The sequence below is a fragment of the Rothia sp. (in: high G+C Gram-positive bacteria) genome (assembly GCF_015265375.1).
Taxonomy (GTDB): domain Bacteria; phylum Actinomycetota; class Actinomycetes; order Actinomycetales; family Micrococcaceae; genus Rothia.
The window spans coordinates 1-14,053 of sequence record NZ_JABZXW010000028.1 but is presented as its reverse complement, the minus strand read 5'-3'; the positions used below and the strand labels follow the sequence as shown (position 1 = coordinate 14,053).

Sequence of the window (14,053 nt, the reverse complement as noted above, 5' to 3'; positions counted from 1 at the left end):
ATAAATTCGTCATTTGCTGACGATTTGGGGTAGAGTGTCACTATGCCTCGTATTTCTGCAGCAACCAACGCCGCCCAGCGCGAAAACACCAAGCGCGCCATCCTCAACTCCTTCGGCGAAATCCTCTACAACCGCGGCCTCTCCGGCCTGACCATGACCGACGTCGCCAAGAACGCCGGCATCGGCCGCACTGCGGTCTACAACTACTTCGCTGACATGGGCGAACTGCTGGTCGCCTACGCCCTAGACGAGACCGAACGTTTCCTCAACGAGCTGCGCGTCGGCCTGGAGGGCATCGAAAACCCGATTGACCAGCTCGCCGTGTACATTCGCTTGCAGATCAACGACCTGGCGCGCCGCCACCTGCCCCCGGGCCCTGCGATGCGCTCCATGCTCTCCCCCGAGTCCTACGCAAAGCTCGGCAAGCACGTGCACGAGCTGCAGATGGTACTGGCGCATATTCTCTCTGCCGCCATTGCTGAGAACTACATTCCTAAGAACGATATTCGCGAACTGGCGATGCTCGTGCACGGTTCGCTCTCTTCGAGCGCTGGCCGCGCCGAGGACGCGCCGGATGAGGAGACCCGCGAGCGTCAGATTCTGAATACCATCCGTTTTATTCAGATGGGCTTGGGCGCGCGTTTTGATGCCGAGGGCAACCCGGTTCGCCTGGACTCCGAGGAGTCTCTGCCGGAGCAGTCCCCGCTGCAGGAGGCGGGCCTGAAGGTCGCATCCTAAGCGTGGCACCTCTGAATCGCGGAACCTGAACCGCGAAACATAGCGCAGTTATACGTTCATAAGAATGCCGCGGACCTGATACTTCATTGCATCGGTCCGCGGCTTTTTCTATATTCGGGTGGGTTTTTACGCGCCGGGCAGCAGCGCCGGGGAGATAGAGTCCAGGTCCAGCACGCGTGCGTACATGACGGCGCGGCGGTGCAGCGCGTTTCGGAGCGCGCGGTGCACGCCGTCTTCGAGGTAGAGTTCGCCACCCCATTTGACGACGTGCGGGAAGAGGTCGCCGTAGAAGGTGGAGTCTTCCGCGAGTAGGGTTTCGAGGTTGAGGGTCTTCTGGGTGGTGATGAGGGTGTCGAGGCGTACCTGCTGCGGCGGGATTCCTCCCCAGTCGGCGTGGGTCATGCCGTGCTGCGGGTAAGGGCGGCTGTCGCCTACTTTTTTGAAGATCATGGTGGTGCTTTCTGCAGGTATGGGGCGCCTCGGCGGCGCGTGGAACCGTGGGGGTTCTGAAGAAATAGTACCAAGGGTATAAAAAATCCCCGGTCTTAGAATCTAAGACCGGGGATCGGTGGCGGAGGATGGGGGATTTGAACCCCCGAGGGCTGTTAACCCAACACGCGTTCCAGGCGTGCGCCATAGGCCGCTAGGCGAATCCTCCAGCTATGTTTCCTACGCATTGCGTAGGCAACGAATAAAACTTTACTACGCTTTTGCGAAGCATGCAAGCCCTAGACGATAAAAGTAACAGAAAGCACATTTATGGGTGCTTGTACCCCTGTTTTTGGGCATGAAAAAACCTCCTACGCACCCGCTGAGGATCCGGATTCTGAGCGCGCGAAGAATCAAATCCGGATCCGAAGCCGTCGAACGACAGTGAGACGGGTATGACGGGCGTGAACTACCCAGGTGCCTGATTTTGGGCATAGAAAAACCCCTTACGCACCCGTCATAGCTCGAATACCCTTGCTACCTTCCGGTCCTGGGGGAGTTTTCCAAGATAACGCCACGTAAGAGGCAAGAACCAGTGTACCGGATTTTTGGGTTCTTGGGAATTCGGTGCATCCGCGGTATTTCTGTGGGCGTACATGCCACCCGGGTGGGCATCCGGGGTAGTGCTGTTGTGGTGGTGTGTTCGCCGGTGACGGCAGGCCTCTCGGGCCGGGGGTAAAGCGTCTAAAATGGTAGGGATTGTCCTATCCGCACCCCCGAGTTGAAGAGGTTGCTGTGAGCACTGCCCTTTATCGTCGTTATCGCCCCGAGACCTTTGCTGAGGTTATCGGGCAGGAGCACGTGACCGAACCTCTTATGGTCGCTCTGGAGAAGAACCGTGTGAATCACGCGTACCTGTTTTCGGGCCCGCGTGGTTGCGGTAAGACCACGTCGGCGCGTATTTTGGCGCGTTGCTTGAACTGTGCGCAGGGTCCGACTCCGACTCCGTGTGGTGTGTGCGATTCGTGCCGTGAGCTGTCGCGTGATGGCGGCGGTTCCCTTGACGTGATTGAGATGGACGCGGCGAGCCACGGCGGTGTGGATCATGCCCGTGACCTGCGTGAGCGCGCGACCCTGGCGCCGGTGCGTGACCGTTACAAGATCTTCATTATTGATGAGGCGCATATGGTGACCCGTGAGGGTTTCAATGCGCTGCTGAAGATTGTGGAGGAGCCGCCGGAGCACGTGAAGTTTATCTTCGCGACGACCGAGCCGAATAAGGTGCTGGGTACGATTCGTTCGCGTACTCACCATTACCCGTTCCGCCTAGTTCCGCCGGAGGTGCTTCTGCCGTTCCTGCAGAGCCTGTGCGATCAGGAGCAGGTGCCGGTTGAGCCGGGCGTGCTGCAGCTGGTGATTCGCGCTGGCGGCGGTTCGGTGCGTGATTCGCTGTCGATTCTTGACCAGCTGATGGCTGGTGCGTCGTCGCAGAACGGTATTGAGTATGACCGTGCGGTGGCGCTGCTGGGTTATACCCATGCGCAGCTTCTGGATGAGGTCATTGATGCGTTGGGTGCGAAGGATGCGCCGACTCTCTTTGGCGCGGTGTCGCGTGTGGTGGCGACCGGTCAGGATCCTCGCCGTTTTGTGGAGGATCTGCTGGAGCGTCTGCGTGACTTGATTGTGGTGAAGGCTGTTCCGCAGGCTGCGGGTCAGATTTTGCAGGGTCTTCCGCAGGATCAGTTGGAGCGTCTGGGTCAGCAGGCTCAGGCTTTGGGTGAGCGTGAGCTGACGGTTGCTGCGGGTACGGCGAATGAGACTCTGAATGGTATGACGGGTGCGGCGAATCCGCAGCTTCAGCTGGAGTTGCTGTGTGCTCGTCTGCTTCTGCCTGCGGTGGAGGGTTCTGCCGGTGGCGCTGAGGTTGCGGCGTTGGCTTCTCGCCTGCAGGTTTTGGAGCGCCGCGTGGCTTCTGGTGCTGCTGGTTCCGCGGGTTCTGCTGGTTCTGCCCCGGCGCAGGGCGGCATGTCTGCGGCTCGCGCGGCGGGTATGGCGGCGGCTGGCCTGGCTCCTAAGACCCAGGTGTCTGCACCCCAGACTTCTCAGGAGCAGGCAGCCCCTCAGCAGAGCGGCTCTCAGCAGGGCAGTTCTCAGCAGGCCAGCGCGGGTGCTCCCCCGCTGGCTGGTGCGCCTCTTGCTGCGGCTACCCCGCAGTCTTCTGGCGCCCCGCTTAGCACTGCGCCCCTGGCACCGGCAGCACAAGCACCTGCAACTCAGGCACCTGCAGCTCCGACCGGTGCTCCCCTGGCGGGTAACGCCCCTGCGGCGCCCAATGTTGCAGAGGCACCGAATGCCCCGGCCGCTCCTGCAGTCGCTCCGGCGGCCACCCCCTCCGCGCCTTTGAAGCTTGACCCGAATGACCCGCTGTCGGCGGTCCAGGGCAATTGGCGCGCCATCCTTAACCGAATGAGCGTTCCCGGTGCAGCGGAGCAGCTGATGAAGGTTCGCCCCGCCCGCATGGACGGCGCAACCCTGTACGTGAGCGCCGACATTGCGACCCTGCGCGCGGTCAAGGGCTTTGTGCCCGAGCTGACTGCCCGCGTGAGCGAGTTCCTGCGCCGTCAGGTGACCATTCATGCTCAGGTGGCAAAGCCCGGCGAGCAGGCTAAGCCCGTCCCGGCGGCGGCGCCTGTAGCGCAGCCTACCCCCGTACAGCCCCCTGCTACGGCGGTTCCTGCACCGCAGGCACCTCAGCAGCCCGTTCAGCAGACTCCCCCGCAGCCCTCTCAGCCGGCGCCTCTGGCTGATGGTCCGCGCGGCGGTGAGGATGCGTGGCGTCGCCACGGTCAGCCGCTGACCGGCGCAAACAGCTCCGAGTCCACGAGCGTGGATGCGCCCCTGGGTGCGTGGGAGGTTGCCCCGATTCCGCAGAGCGCCCCCGAGGAGGCACCCCAGCAGGCTGCCCCGGCTGGTCCTCTCGCGTCCGAACCCCAGGTTGCCCCGCAGGCACCGATTCAGGAGGCTCCGGCGGTACAGGCAGGCCCGGCGGGTGGTTTTGGTGAGCGTGATTCCTTTGCCGCATCCGGCAGTGGAGTTCCGCAGCAGGAAAGCGCCCCGGGGCCCCAGCATGCACAGGAACCCCAGCATGCACAGGAGCCTCCGTTCTCGCAGGAGCCCCCTCACGTGGAGGAACCGCCGTACGAGGAGGAGCCCCCTTTTGAGGATGAGCCTCCCTACGCTGAACCTGTAGCACCGGCTGGTCCGCTCGCATCTCCGGTTGAGCCTGCAGGTCCGCTTGCACCCGCAGCACCGATTGCTCCGGCGGGTCCGCTGGCTACTCCCCCGCAGGTGGCTCAGGCTGATAACGCGCCAGTCGATAACGCGCCGGCACGCGAAGAAAAGCCCGAGCAGCCCGCTGCACCAGAACCTGTAGCACCGGCACAGGCTGCTCGTCCGGCACGCGCCGCATCCGATGAGGACTACGTCTCTGAGGATGACGAGAAGGTCGAAAACAGCACCTTCATCGGTCTGCGCGCTATCGAAAAAATTATTGGTGGCACCGTCATTGACGAACGCCCCCTGCACCAGCCCTAATCCGGGAACCTAACACCCGGAAAGTGCCGCGCCCGCCATCGCACCGATGGCGGGCGCACTCATTCCCGCCGCATACTCGCTACGCGAAACGCCCCTAAACTGTCAGGGGTTGGGTGCATACTCATAACGTCGCCCAAGAGCAACACATCAGCACAACACACCGCATCAGAAGGAGAAGCCATGTACGAGGGAGCAGTTCAAAACCTCATTGACGAGCTCGGCCGCCTGCCAGGCGTGGGCCCCAAGTCGGCTCAGCGCATCGCTTTTCACATTCTGAATGCGGACGCTGCCGATATGGCGCGCCTAGCCAACGCGATTTCCACGGTGAAGACGAGCGTAAGCTTCTGTGAGGAGTGCGGTAACGTCTCCGAGACGAAGCTGTGCTCGATTTGCCGTGATGAGCGCCGCGACCCGTCCGTGCTGTGCGTGGTTGAGGAGTCCAAGGACGTGGTCGCGATTGAGCGCACCCGTTCTTTCACCGGCCGCTATCATGTGCTCGGCGGCGCCATTAACCCGCTGGCGGGCGTGGGCCCGGAGCAGCTGCGTATCCGTGAGCTGGTGTCCCGCCTGGCGGATGAGCGCATCCAGGAGATTATTCTGGCGATGGACCCGAACCTTGAGGGTGAGGCGACCGCAACCTACCTCTCGCGCATGCTCGTGCCGCTGGGTGTGCGTCTGTCGCGCCTGGCGTCGGGTCTTCCGGTCGGTGGTGACCTGGAGTACGCGGACGAGATTACCCTGGGCCGCGCGCTGGAGGGCCGCCGCGTCATTAGCGAGGGCACGGCGGTGGCTCACACTGCCGCCGAGGATTTTGAGCGCGTGAACCGCGAGGAGGAGCAGGAACGTGAGCAGGCGGCTCAGGTTCAGGCTCAGGAGGCGAAGCAGAACCGTCGCCGCTGGAATTCGAGCATGTTCGACGACCTGGATTCTGAAGATTCTGCCGTTCCCGCCCCGCAGGAGGCTGAGGGCGTGCAGGGCACGGTGGATGAGCAGCTGATTGAGCAGGTTCTGCAGGAGGCTGAGGAATCCCGCGATGAGGGCTCCCCTGCCGATACTGAACCCGCCGCAGAATCCACCCCTGACCTGGGCGAAGACTCCGCCGAGGAGGCTCCGGCGAGCGCCGCCTCCGAACCCGTCTCCGAACCCACTGAGGCGCCCGCAACCGAGCAGGCGGAAGATGCTCCGGAGGTGTTCCGCACCCCCGACTACGAGGAGAAGATCCGCTCGATTCAGAACGCCCCGTTGCGCACCCCGAAGCCGGATGTTCCGCCGCTGCCGGGTGTCACCTACGTGAACCCGTGGACCTAAAAACTCGCCTTTACTGGCTTGTTGTACCCGCCTCCGCACCCCGCATCGCCACCGCGTAATACTACGTAATATTTCACGGGGCAATACATACGGGGGCGCAGTTCGCCGCTTGCACTGAACGCCGTCTACTATAAATGAGGAGCCGGCGTCTGCCGGTAGCACACAAAGTAACTGACCTGGAGATATCTATGAGCCTGATCGTCCAAAAGTTCGGCGGTTCCTCCGTAGCGGATGCGGAGGGCGTCAAGCGCGTTGCCCGCCGCGTCGTGGACACTCAGAAGGCAGGTAACGATGTGGTCGTCGTGGTGTCCGCTATGGGTGACACCACCGATGAGCTGCTCGACCTTGCCGCAGAAGTCACCAGCAATGTCACTCCTTCCCGCGAGCTGGACATGCTGCTGACTGCCGGTGAACGCATTTCGACTGCCATCCTGTCGATGGCTATTAACGACCTGGGCGCTAAGGCTCAGTCTTTCACTGGTTCTCAGGCTGGCATGATTACCGACGGCGTGCACGGTTCTGCGCGCCTGGTGGAGGTCAACCCGGACCGTATCCGTGAGTCGATTGAGGCTGGCAACATTGCGATTGTGGCTGGTTTCCAGGGCATGAACCGTCAGAGCGGCGACATTACCACTCTGGGCCGCGGCGGTTCCGATACGACCGCTGTTGCGTTGGCGGCTGCTCTGAAGGCTGATGTGTGCGAGATTTACTCGGACGTGGACGGCGTGTTCACCGCCGACCCGCGCATCGTGCCGACCGCGCACAAGCTGGATACCGTCACTAGCGAGGAGATGCTGGAGATGGCGGCGAATGGTGCGAAGATTCTGCACCTGCGCAGTGTCGAGTATGCTCGTCGTTTTAATTTGAAGCTTCACGTGCGTTCTTCGTTCTCGAACCTTGAAGGCACCATTGTGATCCCGGAGGAGTCCGCGGAACTGACCCCCACCCATCTGAAGGAGATTCCCTTGGAACAGCCCCTGATTTCTGGTGTTGCGCACGATCGCACCCGCGCAAAGATTACCGTTGTTGGTGTTCCGGATGTTCCCGGTTCGGCAGCGAAGGTGTTCGGCCTGCTGAACGAGGCGAAGGTGAACCTGGACATGATTGTTCAGAACGTTCCCACTGACCGCCCGGGCGTGACCGATATTTCCTTCACTCTGGATCAGGCGCAGGGCCCGACCGCGCTGAAGGCCCTGGAGGATGCTAAGGCTGAGCTGGGCTTCCAGGAGGTTATTTACAACGAGTCGGTTGGTAAGCTGTCGCTGGTTGGTGCCGGCATGAAGACCAACCCCGGCGTTTCGTTCACTTTCTTTGAGGCGCTGTCTGCTGCTGGCGTGAACATTGACATGATTTCGACTTCTGAGATCCGTATTTCGGTGATTACTGAGCTGAGCAAGCTGGATGAGGCTGTTCGCGCGGTGCACACTGCGTTCGGTCTGGATGCTGAGGGTGAGGCTACTGTTTACGGTGGTACTGGCCGCTAGGGTTTAGCTCGTTTGTGAGCTGTACGCTTCGGGAGGGGCGGTGCTGGTTTATTCCAGTACCGCCCCTCCCCTTTTTCTGTGTATGTGTGGGCGTGCGGGTGCTCTACTCTAGAAGCATGAGTAGTGTTGTGTTTTCCCAGGTGATGGATGGCTCCGAGTGGCGTGCCGCAGAGGCGGCGCATGAGGCGCGTGCCGGCCGATACGCCGACCCGTTTGCGCAGCGTCGCGCCCGCCACGAAGTGCACCCCGTGGAAGACTTCCTCTTCACCTACTACACGCTCAAGCCCGGCCAGTTCAAGCGCTGGCACCCCGGCGCCGGCGTCATTCTGCTGGATGCGCCCGAGCGCGCCTCCTGGCGTTTCTACCGGTCTGCAACCGAGCAGGAGCTCCTTGACGCTGGCTGCACCCCCGAGGTGGCGCGCGCCCAGGCGGATGCCGCCTCCGCCGTCACGGTGGACGTCACCGGTTTTGTGGAGCGCCGTGCTACCGCCCTCGCCTTCACCCACGAAATCCTGCGCAACACCGCCGCGAAGAAGGGGCAGTTCGGTTGCTTCGGCATGCACGAGTGGGCGATGGCGTACAAGTCGGTGGAGAACAACATCCGCCACGACTACCTGGAACTGCGCCTGGGCGCGGAGGGTACGGACCGTGTGGTGGAGGAGCACCGCATCCGCTGCTCGCACTTTGATGCGTTCCGTTTCTTCATGCCGCAGGCAGCACCGATGAACGAACTGCAGCCGACCCGCGAATCCCAGCGTTTTCTGGAGCAGCCCGCGTGTCTGCACGCGAATATGGACGTGTACAAGTGGGCGTATAAGCTGCTGCCGCTGGTTGATTCGGCCCTGGTCATGGATTGTTTCGACCTGGCGTGGGATGCGCGCGAACTGGATATGCGCGCAGCCCCCTACGATATTCGCAGCTGGGGATACGAACCGATTCCGGTGGAGACGACCGAGGGTAAGGCTGAGTATGTGCGCATTCAGCGTGAACTGTCGGAGCGTTCCATTGAGCTACGTGAGCGCCTGCTGCAGGTGTGCGAGCGCTATCTTCCGCCCCTCGAGGCGTAAAAGACGTGATTCGAGCCTCTTAGGGTATCCAACAACCGAACGCATACCCCCGTTACGGTCGTTAGTACGGTAAGATGAGATACGGCTCATACAGAACCCACGCACCCAAGGAGTGCCCACACATGGCCCGTATTGTTGTTGATGTTATGCTCAAGCCCGAAATTCTTGACCCGCAGGGTAAGGCTATTTCTCACGAGCTGCCCCGTATCGGCGTTGATTCTTTCGTCGATGTTCGCCAGGGTAAGCGCTTCGAGCTGACCGTCGAGGGTGAGGCAACCGAGGAGCACCTCGCGGCTGCCCGCAAGGCTGCTGAAGAGTTGCTCTCGAACCCCGTCATCGAAGACGTTGTGAACGTTTCGGTTCTGGAGGACTAATACCTATGGCAGAGTCCCTCGCACCTACTGAAGTCCCCCTGGTTGGCGACTTCTCTAGCTACTCCCCGAACCCCGCTTTCGCTGATGCACGCGTTGGCGTGGTGACTTTCCCCGGCACCCTGGATGACCGTGACGCTGCGCGCGCTGTCCGTCTGGCTGGCGGTACCGTCGTTGAGCTGTGGCACGACGACGCTGATTTGAAGAACGTTGATGCCGTCATTATTCCTGGCGGTTTCTCCTACGGTGACTACCTGCGTGCTGGCGCTATTGCTGCGAAGGCTCCCGTGATGCGTTCGGTGATTGATGCCGCTAACGCTGCTGGTACCTCCGGTTCCGCTCCCCTGCCTGTTCTGGGTATTTGCAATGGTTTCCAGATTCTGACTGAGTCTCACCTGCTGCCCGGTTCGATGATTAAGAACGATCACCGCAAGTTCATTTGCCGTGACCAGGTTCTGCGCATTGAGAATAACTCCACCTCCTGGACGAGCGATTACGCTGCTGGCCAGGAGATTGTTGTCCCGCTGAAGAACCAGGACGGTCAGTATGTTGCTGACCCGAAGACTCTGGAGGCGCTGGAGGCTGAGGGTCGCGTGGTGTTCCGCTACGTTGGTTTCAACCCGAACGGTTCCCGTAATGACATTGCTGGTATCAGCAATGAGCGCGGTAACGTGGTCGGTCTGATGCCGCACCCGGAGCACGCTGTGGAGCCGGGCTTCGGTCCTTCCTCTTCTGGTTTTGGTGAGGTTTCTCTGCGCGGTGGCGCCGATGGTCTCGGCGTGTTCACCTCGGTTCTTGCCAACCTGATTAACGCCCGCTAACGCACGACAAGGATTCTAAGAAGTTATGAGCGAAAAGCAGTTTAACCTCGACACCGTCGAGCACGCGGCGGCAACCCCGGACACCGAGCTCCCCTGGGCTGAGCTGGGCCTGAAGGAGAACGAGTTCGAGGACATTAAGGAGATTCTTGGTCGCCGTCCTACCGCGGCTGAGCTGGCAATGTACTCGGTCATGTGGTCCGAGCACTGCTCCTACAAGTCTTCTAAGGTTCATCTGAAGCAGTTCGGTGCGAAGGTCACCGATGAGATGAAGAAGGACCTGATGGTCGGTATCGGTGAGAACGCCGGTGTGACCGATATTGGTGACGGCTGGGCTGTTACCTTCAAGATTGAGTCCCACAACCACCCCTCGTATGTGGAGCCCTACCAGGGTGCTGCGACCGGTGTGGGCGGTATTGTGCGTGACATTATTTCGATGGGTGCACGCCCGATTGCTGTGATGGATCCGCTGCGTTTCGGCGCGATTGATCACCCGGACACCGCCCGCGTTATTGGCGGCGTGGTTGCCGGTATTGGTGGCTACGGTAACTCCCTGGGCCTGCCGAACATCGGCGGCGAGGTTGAGTTCGACTCCTGCTACCAGGCAAACCCGCTGGTCAACGCACTGGCTGTGGGCATTATGCGCCACGAGGACATCCGCCTGGCGAACGCATCGGGTGTGGGCAACAAGGTTGTCCTCTTCGGTGCGCGTACCGGTGGCGACGGCATCGGCGGTGCGTCGGTGCTGGCTTCGGAGTCCTTCGACGACACCAAGCCCTCGAAGCGTCCTGCCGTTCAGGTGGGCGACCCCTTCGCTGAGAAGGTTCTGATTGAGTGCTGCCTGGAGCTGTTCAAGGGCTCCGTGGTCGAGGGTATTCAGGACCTGGGTGCTGCGGGTATTTCCTGCGCAACCAGCGAGCTGGCTTCTAACGGTGAGGGCGGCATGCACGTCGACCTGACCAAGGTTCTGCTGCGTGACCCCACCCTGACCCCGGGCGAGATTCTGATGTCTGAGTCTCAGGAACGCATGATGGCTGTTGTCTCCCCCGAGAACGTGGAGCGCTTCGAAGCAATCATGAACAAGTGGGGCGTGGAGTACTCCTTCCTCGGTGAGGTGACCGACTCCGGCCGCCTGGTCATCGAGTGGGACGGCGAGGTCATCGTGGACGTTGACCCCCGCACCGTCGCACACGACGGCCCCACCTACGAGCGTCCCTACGCTCGCCCCGAGTGGCAGGACGACGTTCAGGCTAACCACTTCACCGGTTCGGCTGCTGACGACTCCCGCCCGCGCGGCAAGGAGCTGGGCGAGGCAATCAAGGCGTTCATGGCATCCCCGAACATGTGCTCCAAGTCCTGGATTACCAACCAGTACGACCGCTACGTTCAGGGCAACACCGCCCTGTCCATGCCGGATGACGGTGGCGTGGTGCGCGTGGACGAGAACACCAACCTCGGTGTTGCTCTGGCGACCGATGCTTCCCCGCGTTTCACCTACCTGGATCCGTACGAGGGTGCTCGCGCGTCCTTGGCTGAGGCGTACCGTAACGTTGCGACCGTTGGTGCACGCCCCGTGGCTGTGTCTGACTGCCTGAACTTCGGTTCTCCCGAGGATCCGGACGTCATGTGGCAGTTCGCTGAGGCTGTTCGCGGCCTGGCTGATGGCTGCATGGAGCTGGGTGTTCCGGTGACCGGCGGTAACGTGTCCCTGTACAACCAGACCGGTGGTAAAGCTATTAACCCGACCCCCGTGGTGGCGATGATGGGCGTGATGGATGACGTCACCCGCCGCACCCCTTCGGGTTGGGCTCCTGAGCATGACGGTCAGGCTATCTACCTGCTGGGTACCACTCGCGATGAGCTGGACGGCTCCGAGTGGGCTCGTTTCAAGGGTCACCTGGGCGGTCAGCCGCCGAAGGTTGATCTGGCTCTGGAGCGTCAGCTGGGTGACATGCTGGTGAACATGTCTCGTGACGGCATGATTGATGCCGCGCACGACGTGTCTGCTGGTGGTCTGGCTGCGGCTCTGTCGGAGGCTTGCCTGCGTTTCAACACCGGTGCCCGCATTGGTCTGGGTGAGGTTGCTGAGCGTGACGGCGTGGACCTGTTCACTCTGCTGTTCTCGGAGTCCCTGGGCCGCGTTGTGGTTTCGGTTCCGCGTTCTGAGGAGGTGCGCTTCAAGGATATGTGCACCGCTCGCCAGTTCCCCTTCGCACGTATTGGTGTGGTGGACGCTGAGTCGAACGCTCTGGACTTCCAGGATGAGGTTTCCATTGACCTGGATGAGCTGCGTGCAGCTCACGAGGGTACTCTCGCTTCTTACTTCGGTGAGGTTGCGAAGGGCTAGTTTTCGACTCGTTTGAGACTAACGCCGAAAGGGGCGGATGCTTGTGAAAGCATCCGCCCCTTTTGTTATGCCCGCTGGCTTGTGCGTTGAGCGGTGAGAGGTTGTGCGTTGAGGCGTTCTGTTTATGCGCGTTCTGGGTTTATGCCTCGGCGACCTTGCGGCCCAGCTGCGCGAACAGGGAGGCGTTAATGCGGAAGCCTTCGATGCATTCTTCGATGAGGGCTTCGCGCTGTTCGTCGGTCAGGGGTGCGTTGTCGAGCAGTTCGCGGTAGCCGTCCTTAAAGACCTTGGGCTTGGGCAGTTCGGTGAAGCGGTACATGCTCAGCGCTTCGGCGGGGATGCCGTAGTGGCGGTTGACGAGCGCTGCGACTGCCTGGCCGCCGGAGAGGTCACCGAGGTAGCGCAGGTAGTGGTGTGCGAGGTAGCGTTCGGGGGAGTTGATGGTGGCGCGGATACGCTCTACGTATTCTGCGGTTGCGGGCAGGGGCGCGTCGATGTCGCCGTCCTGGCCGAGTGCGCGGATGTCTGCACGGATGTATTCTGCGCGGTCGAGGCCGGGGTGGGTGAAGGGTTCGGTGATGGGGCTGGGTTCTGCGCGGTAGTGTTCGGAGACTGCCTCGAGTGCTTCGTAGATGTGCACGTACTGGTTGATGAGGCGCAGGTATGCCTCGGTGTTGAGGGAGCCGCCCATGAGGTCTTCCATGAAGGTGGAGTGTTCAGCGTTGTCGTGGACGTGCTTGGTGTTTTCCTTCAGGCGTGCGGAGAAGCGTTCCTGGGTGGTTTCGGGGGCAGTAATAGTCATGGTGAGTTCCTAAAGTGGCTTGTGGGTGAACAATAAATGTTTTAGTGACACAATGTCACCAAAACCTGTTAATGACATATTGTCACCAAAAACCGGTTTTGGCAATAGCTCTCACAAAAAATTTGCTAAGGTAAACCTCATACACAAGTCACCCTAGGCATTAAGTTACACAAACATAGGCTAATAGGGCTAGACTTGATACGAACACCACAATCACAGAATCCAAGGAGACACCGAATGTCTACCCCCTCTCTCACCAAGCGCACTTGGGCGTTCTTGGCTTCGGCAACCATCGGCCTCAGCGGCATCGCTGGCGTACCCGCGGCTTTCGCGGCTGAAACCAACTCCCACGTCAGCGCCGGTGAGGTAGCCGCAGCCTCAGAGCAGAGCCTGCAGGACGTCACCGTCAACTGGGGCCTGAAGAAGTCCTTCCGTTCCTACATCAACGGTCCCTTCTCCCAGGGCTCCCAGGAACTGACCGGCGTCACCACCAACGAAGACGGCTCCTACCACTTCACCTCCGCCAAAGGCACCGTAGCCAACGGCGAATACTCGGTCACCTTCACCGGCTCCTCGATTCACTACACCGCTCACCACGGTCTGCTGGAAGTCATCATCTCCGACCTCTCCGTCACCATTAAGGACGGCGTGGGCACCGTGCGCGCCAACGTTCAGTCGCGCCCCTACAACGGCAACACCACCCCGAACGACCTGGTCGAAACCAAGAACATGACCATCGGTACCTTCAACGCCTCCGGCCTGAAGGTTGAGGGTAACACCATCACCCTGCCCAGCGTTGACGAGGAAAACGGCACCCGCGTCAAGCTCTCCGAAGAGGCGACCGGCGCCTTCGCGGGCTTCTACAAGGCTGGTCAGGAGCTGGATGCGCTCAGCTTCTCCGCAACCATCGTGACCAAGGAAGCACCCGCGCCGAGCCCTGAGCCCAGCACTGAACCCAGCACCGAGCCAACTGCAGCGCCGACCGCAGAACCCAGCAGCGAGCCTTCCTCCGCACCGACCAGCGAGGCACCCAAGCCCGCCGAGCCCACCTCTGCAGCACCGAGCGCAGCCCCCACCTCCGCGGCACCCTCCTCC

11 protein-coding genes, 1 tRNA gene and 1 other RNA gene are annotated in these 14,053 nt (G+C 61.2%); 9 read left to right on the top strand and 4 right to left on the bottom strand.

Annotated features, from left to right (window positions below):
* Window positions 1–42 precede the first annotated feature (42 nt).
* The gene (locus tag HXO69_RS05120) at window positions 43–738 is read left to right on the top strand and encodes a TetR/AcrR family transcriptional regulator (RefSeq protein ID WP_296545696.1); all 696 of its coding nucleotides are present in this window, start codon (window positions 43–45) and stop codon (window positions 736–738) included.
* Window positions 739–864: 126 nt separating this feature from the next.
* Here HXO69_RS05120 and HXO69_RS05115 read toward each other — a convergent pair whose 3' ends face one another.
* The 3 genes from HXO69_RS05115 to ffs all read right to left on the bottom strand — a co-directional run bounded on the left by HXO69_RS05115 (window position 865) and on the right by ffs (window position 1,758).
* A complete protein-coding gene (locus HXO69_RS05115) occupies window positions 865–1,188 on the bottom strand; it encodes a type II toxin-antitoxin system VapB family antitoxin (RefSeq protein WP_005507186.1) in 324 nt (107 codons plus the stop codon).
* 119 nt (window positions 1,189–1,307) lie between these two features.
* Window positions 1,308–1,396, bottom strand: a tRNA-Ser gene (locus tag HXO69_RS05110).
* Between the two features lie 265 nt (window positions 1,397–1,661).
* An RNA gene (gene ffs / locus HXO69_RS05105) (signal recognition particle sRNA small type) lies at window positions 1,662–1,758 on the bottom strand.
* Between the two features lie 204 nt (window positions 1,759–1,962).
* On the opposite strand from ffs, the gene HXO69_RS05100 reads away from it, so the two are divergent.
* The 7 genes from HXO69_RS05100 to purL all read left to right on the top strand — a co-directional run bounded on the left by HXO69_RS05100 (window position 1,963) and on the right by purL (window position 12,156).
* Complete coding sequence (locus tag HXO69_RS05100; RefSeq protein WP_296545695.1) at window positions 1,963–4,761, top strand: DNA polymerase III subunit gamma and tau; 2,799 nt, start codon at window positions 1,963–1,965, stop codon at window positions 4,759–4,761.
* A gap of 180 nt (window positions 4,762–4,941) precedes the next feature.
* On the top strand, window positions 4,942–6,069 hold the full coding sequence (recR, locus tag HXO69_RS05095; RefSeq protein ID WP_296545693.1) for a recombination mediator RecR: 1,128 nt from the start codon (window positions 4,942–4,944) through the stop codon (window positions 6,067–6,069).
* A 188-nt stretch (window positions 6,070–6,257) separates the two neighbouring features.
* A complete protein-coding gene (locus HXO69_RS05090) occupies window positions 6,258–7,553 on the top strand; it encodes an aspartate kinase (RefSeq protein ID WP_070833300.1) in 1,296 nt (431 codons plus the stop codon).
* Between the two features lie 116 nt (window positions 7,554–7,669).
* A complete protein-coding gene (locus tag HXO69_RS05085) occupies window positions 7,670–8,620 on the top strand; it encodes a 3-methyladenine DNA glycosylase (RefSeq protein WP_296545691.1) in 951 nt (316 codons plus the stop codon).
* A 122-nt stretch (window positions 8,621–8,742) separates the two neighbouring features.
* Window positions 8,743–8,994 (top strand): phosphoribosylformylglycinamidine synthase subunit PurS, encoded by a 252-nt coding sequence (gene purS, locus HXO69_RS05080; protein ID WP_005507194.1) that lies wholly within the window; start codon window positions 8,743–8,745, stop codon window positions 8,992–8,994.
* 5 nt (window positions 8,995–8,999) lie between these two features.
* The gene (gene purQ, locus HXO69_RS05075; protein WP_005507195.1) at window positions 9,000–9,812 is read left to right on the top strand and encodes a phosphoribosylformylglycinamidine synthase subunit PurQ; all 813 of its coding nucleotides are present in this window, start codon (window positions 9,000–9,002) and stop codon (window positions 9,810–9,812) included.
* A 25-nt stretch (window positions 9,813–9,837) separates the two neighbouring features.
* On the top strand, window positions 9,838–12,156 hold the full coding sequence (purL, locus tag HXO69_RS05070) for a phosphoribosylformylglycinamidine synthase subunit PurL (RefSeq protein WP_296545689.1): 2,319 nt from the start codon (window positions 9,838–9,840) through the stop codon (window positions 12,154–12,156).
* A 139-nt stretch (window positions 12,157–12,295) separates the two neighbouring features.
* Here purL and HXO69_RS05065 read toward each other — a convergent pair whose 3' ends face one another.
* Window positions 12,296–12,958 (bottom strand): heme oxygenase (biliverdin-producing), encoded by a 663-nt coding sequence (locus HXO69_RS05065; RefSeq protein ID WP_070825124.1) that lies wholly within the window; start codon window positions 12,956–12,958, stop codon window positions 12,296–12,298.
* A gap of 237 nt (window positions 12,959–13,195) precedes the next feature.
* Here HXO69_RS05065 and HXO69_RS05060 point away from each other — a divergent pair.
* On the top strand, window positions 13,196–14,053 hold an 858-nt coding region (locus tag HXO69_RS05060), incomplete at its 3' end, for an HtaA domain-containing protein (protein WP_296545686.1).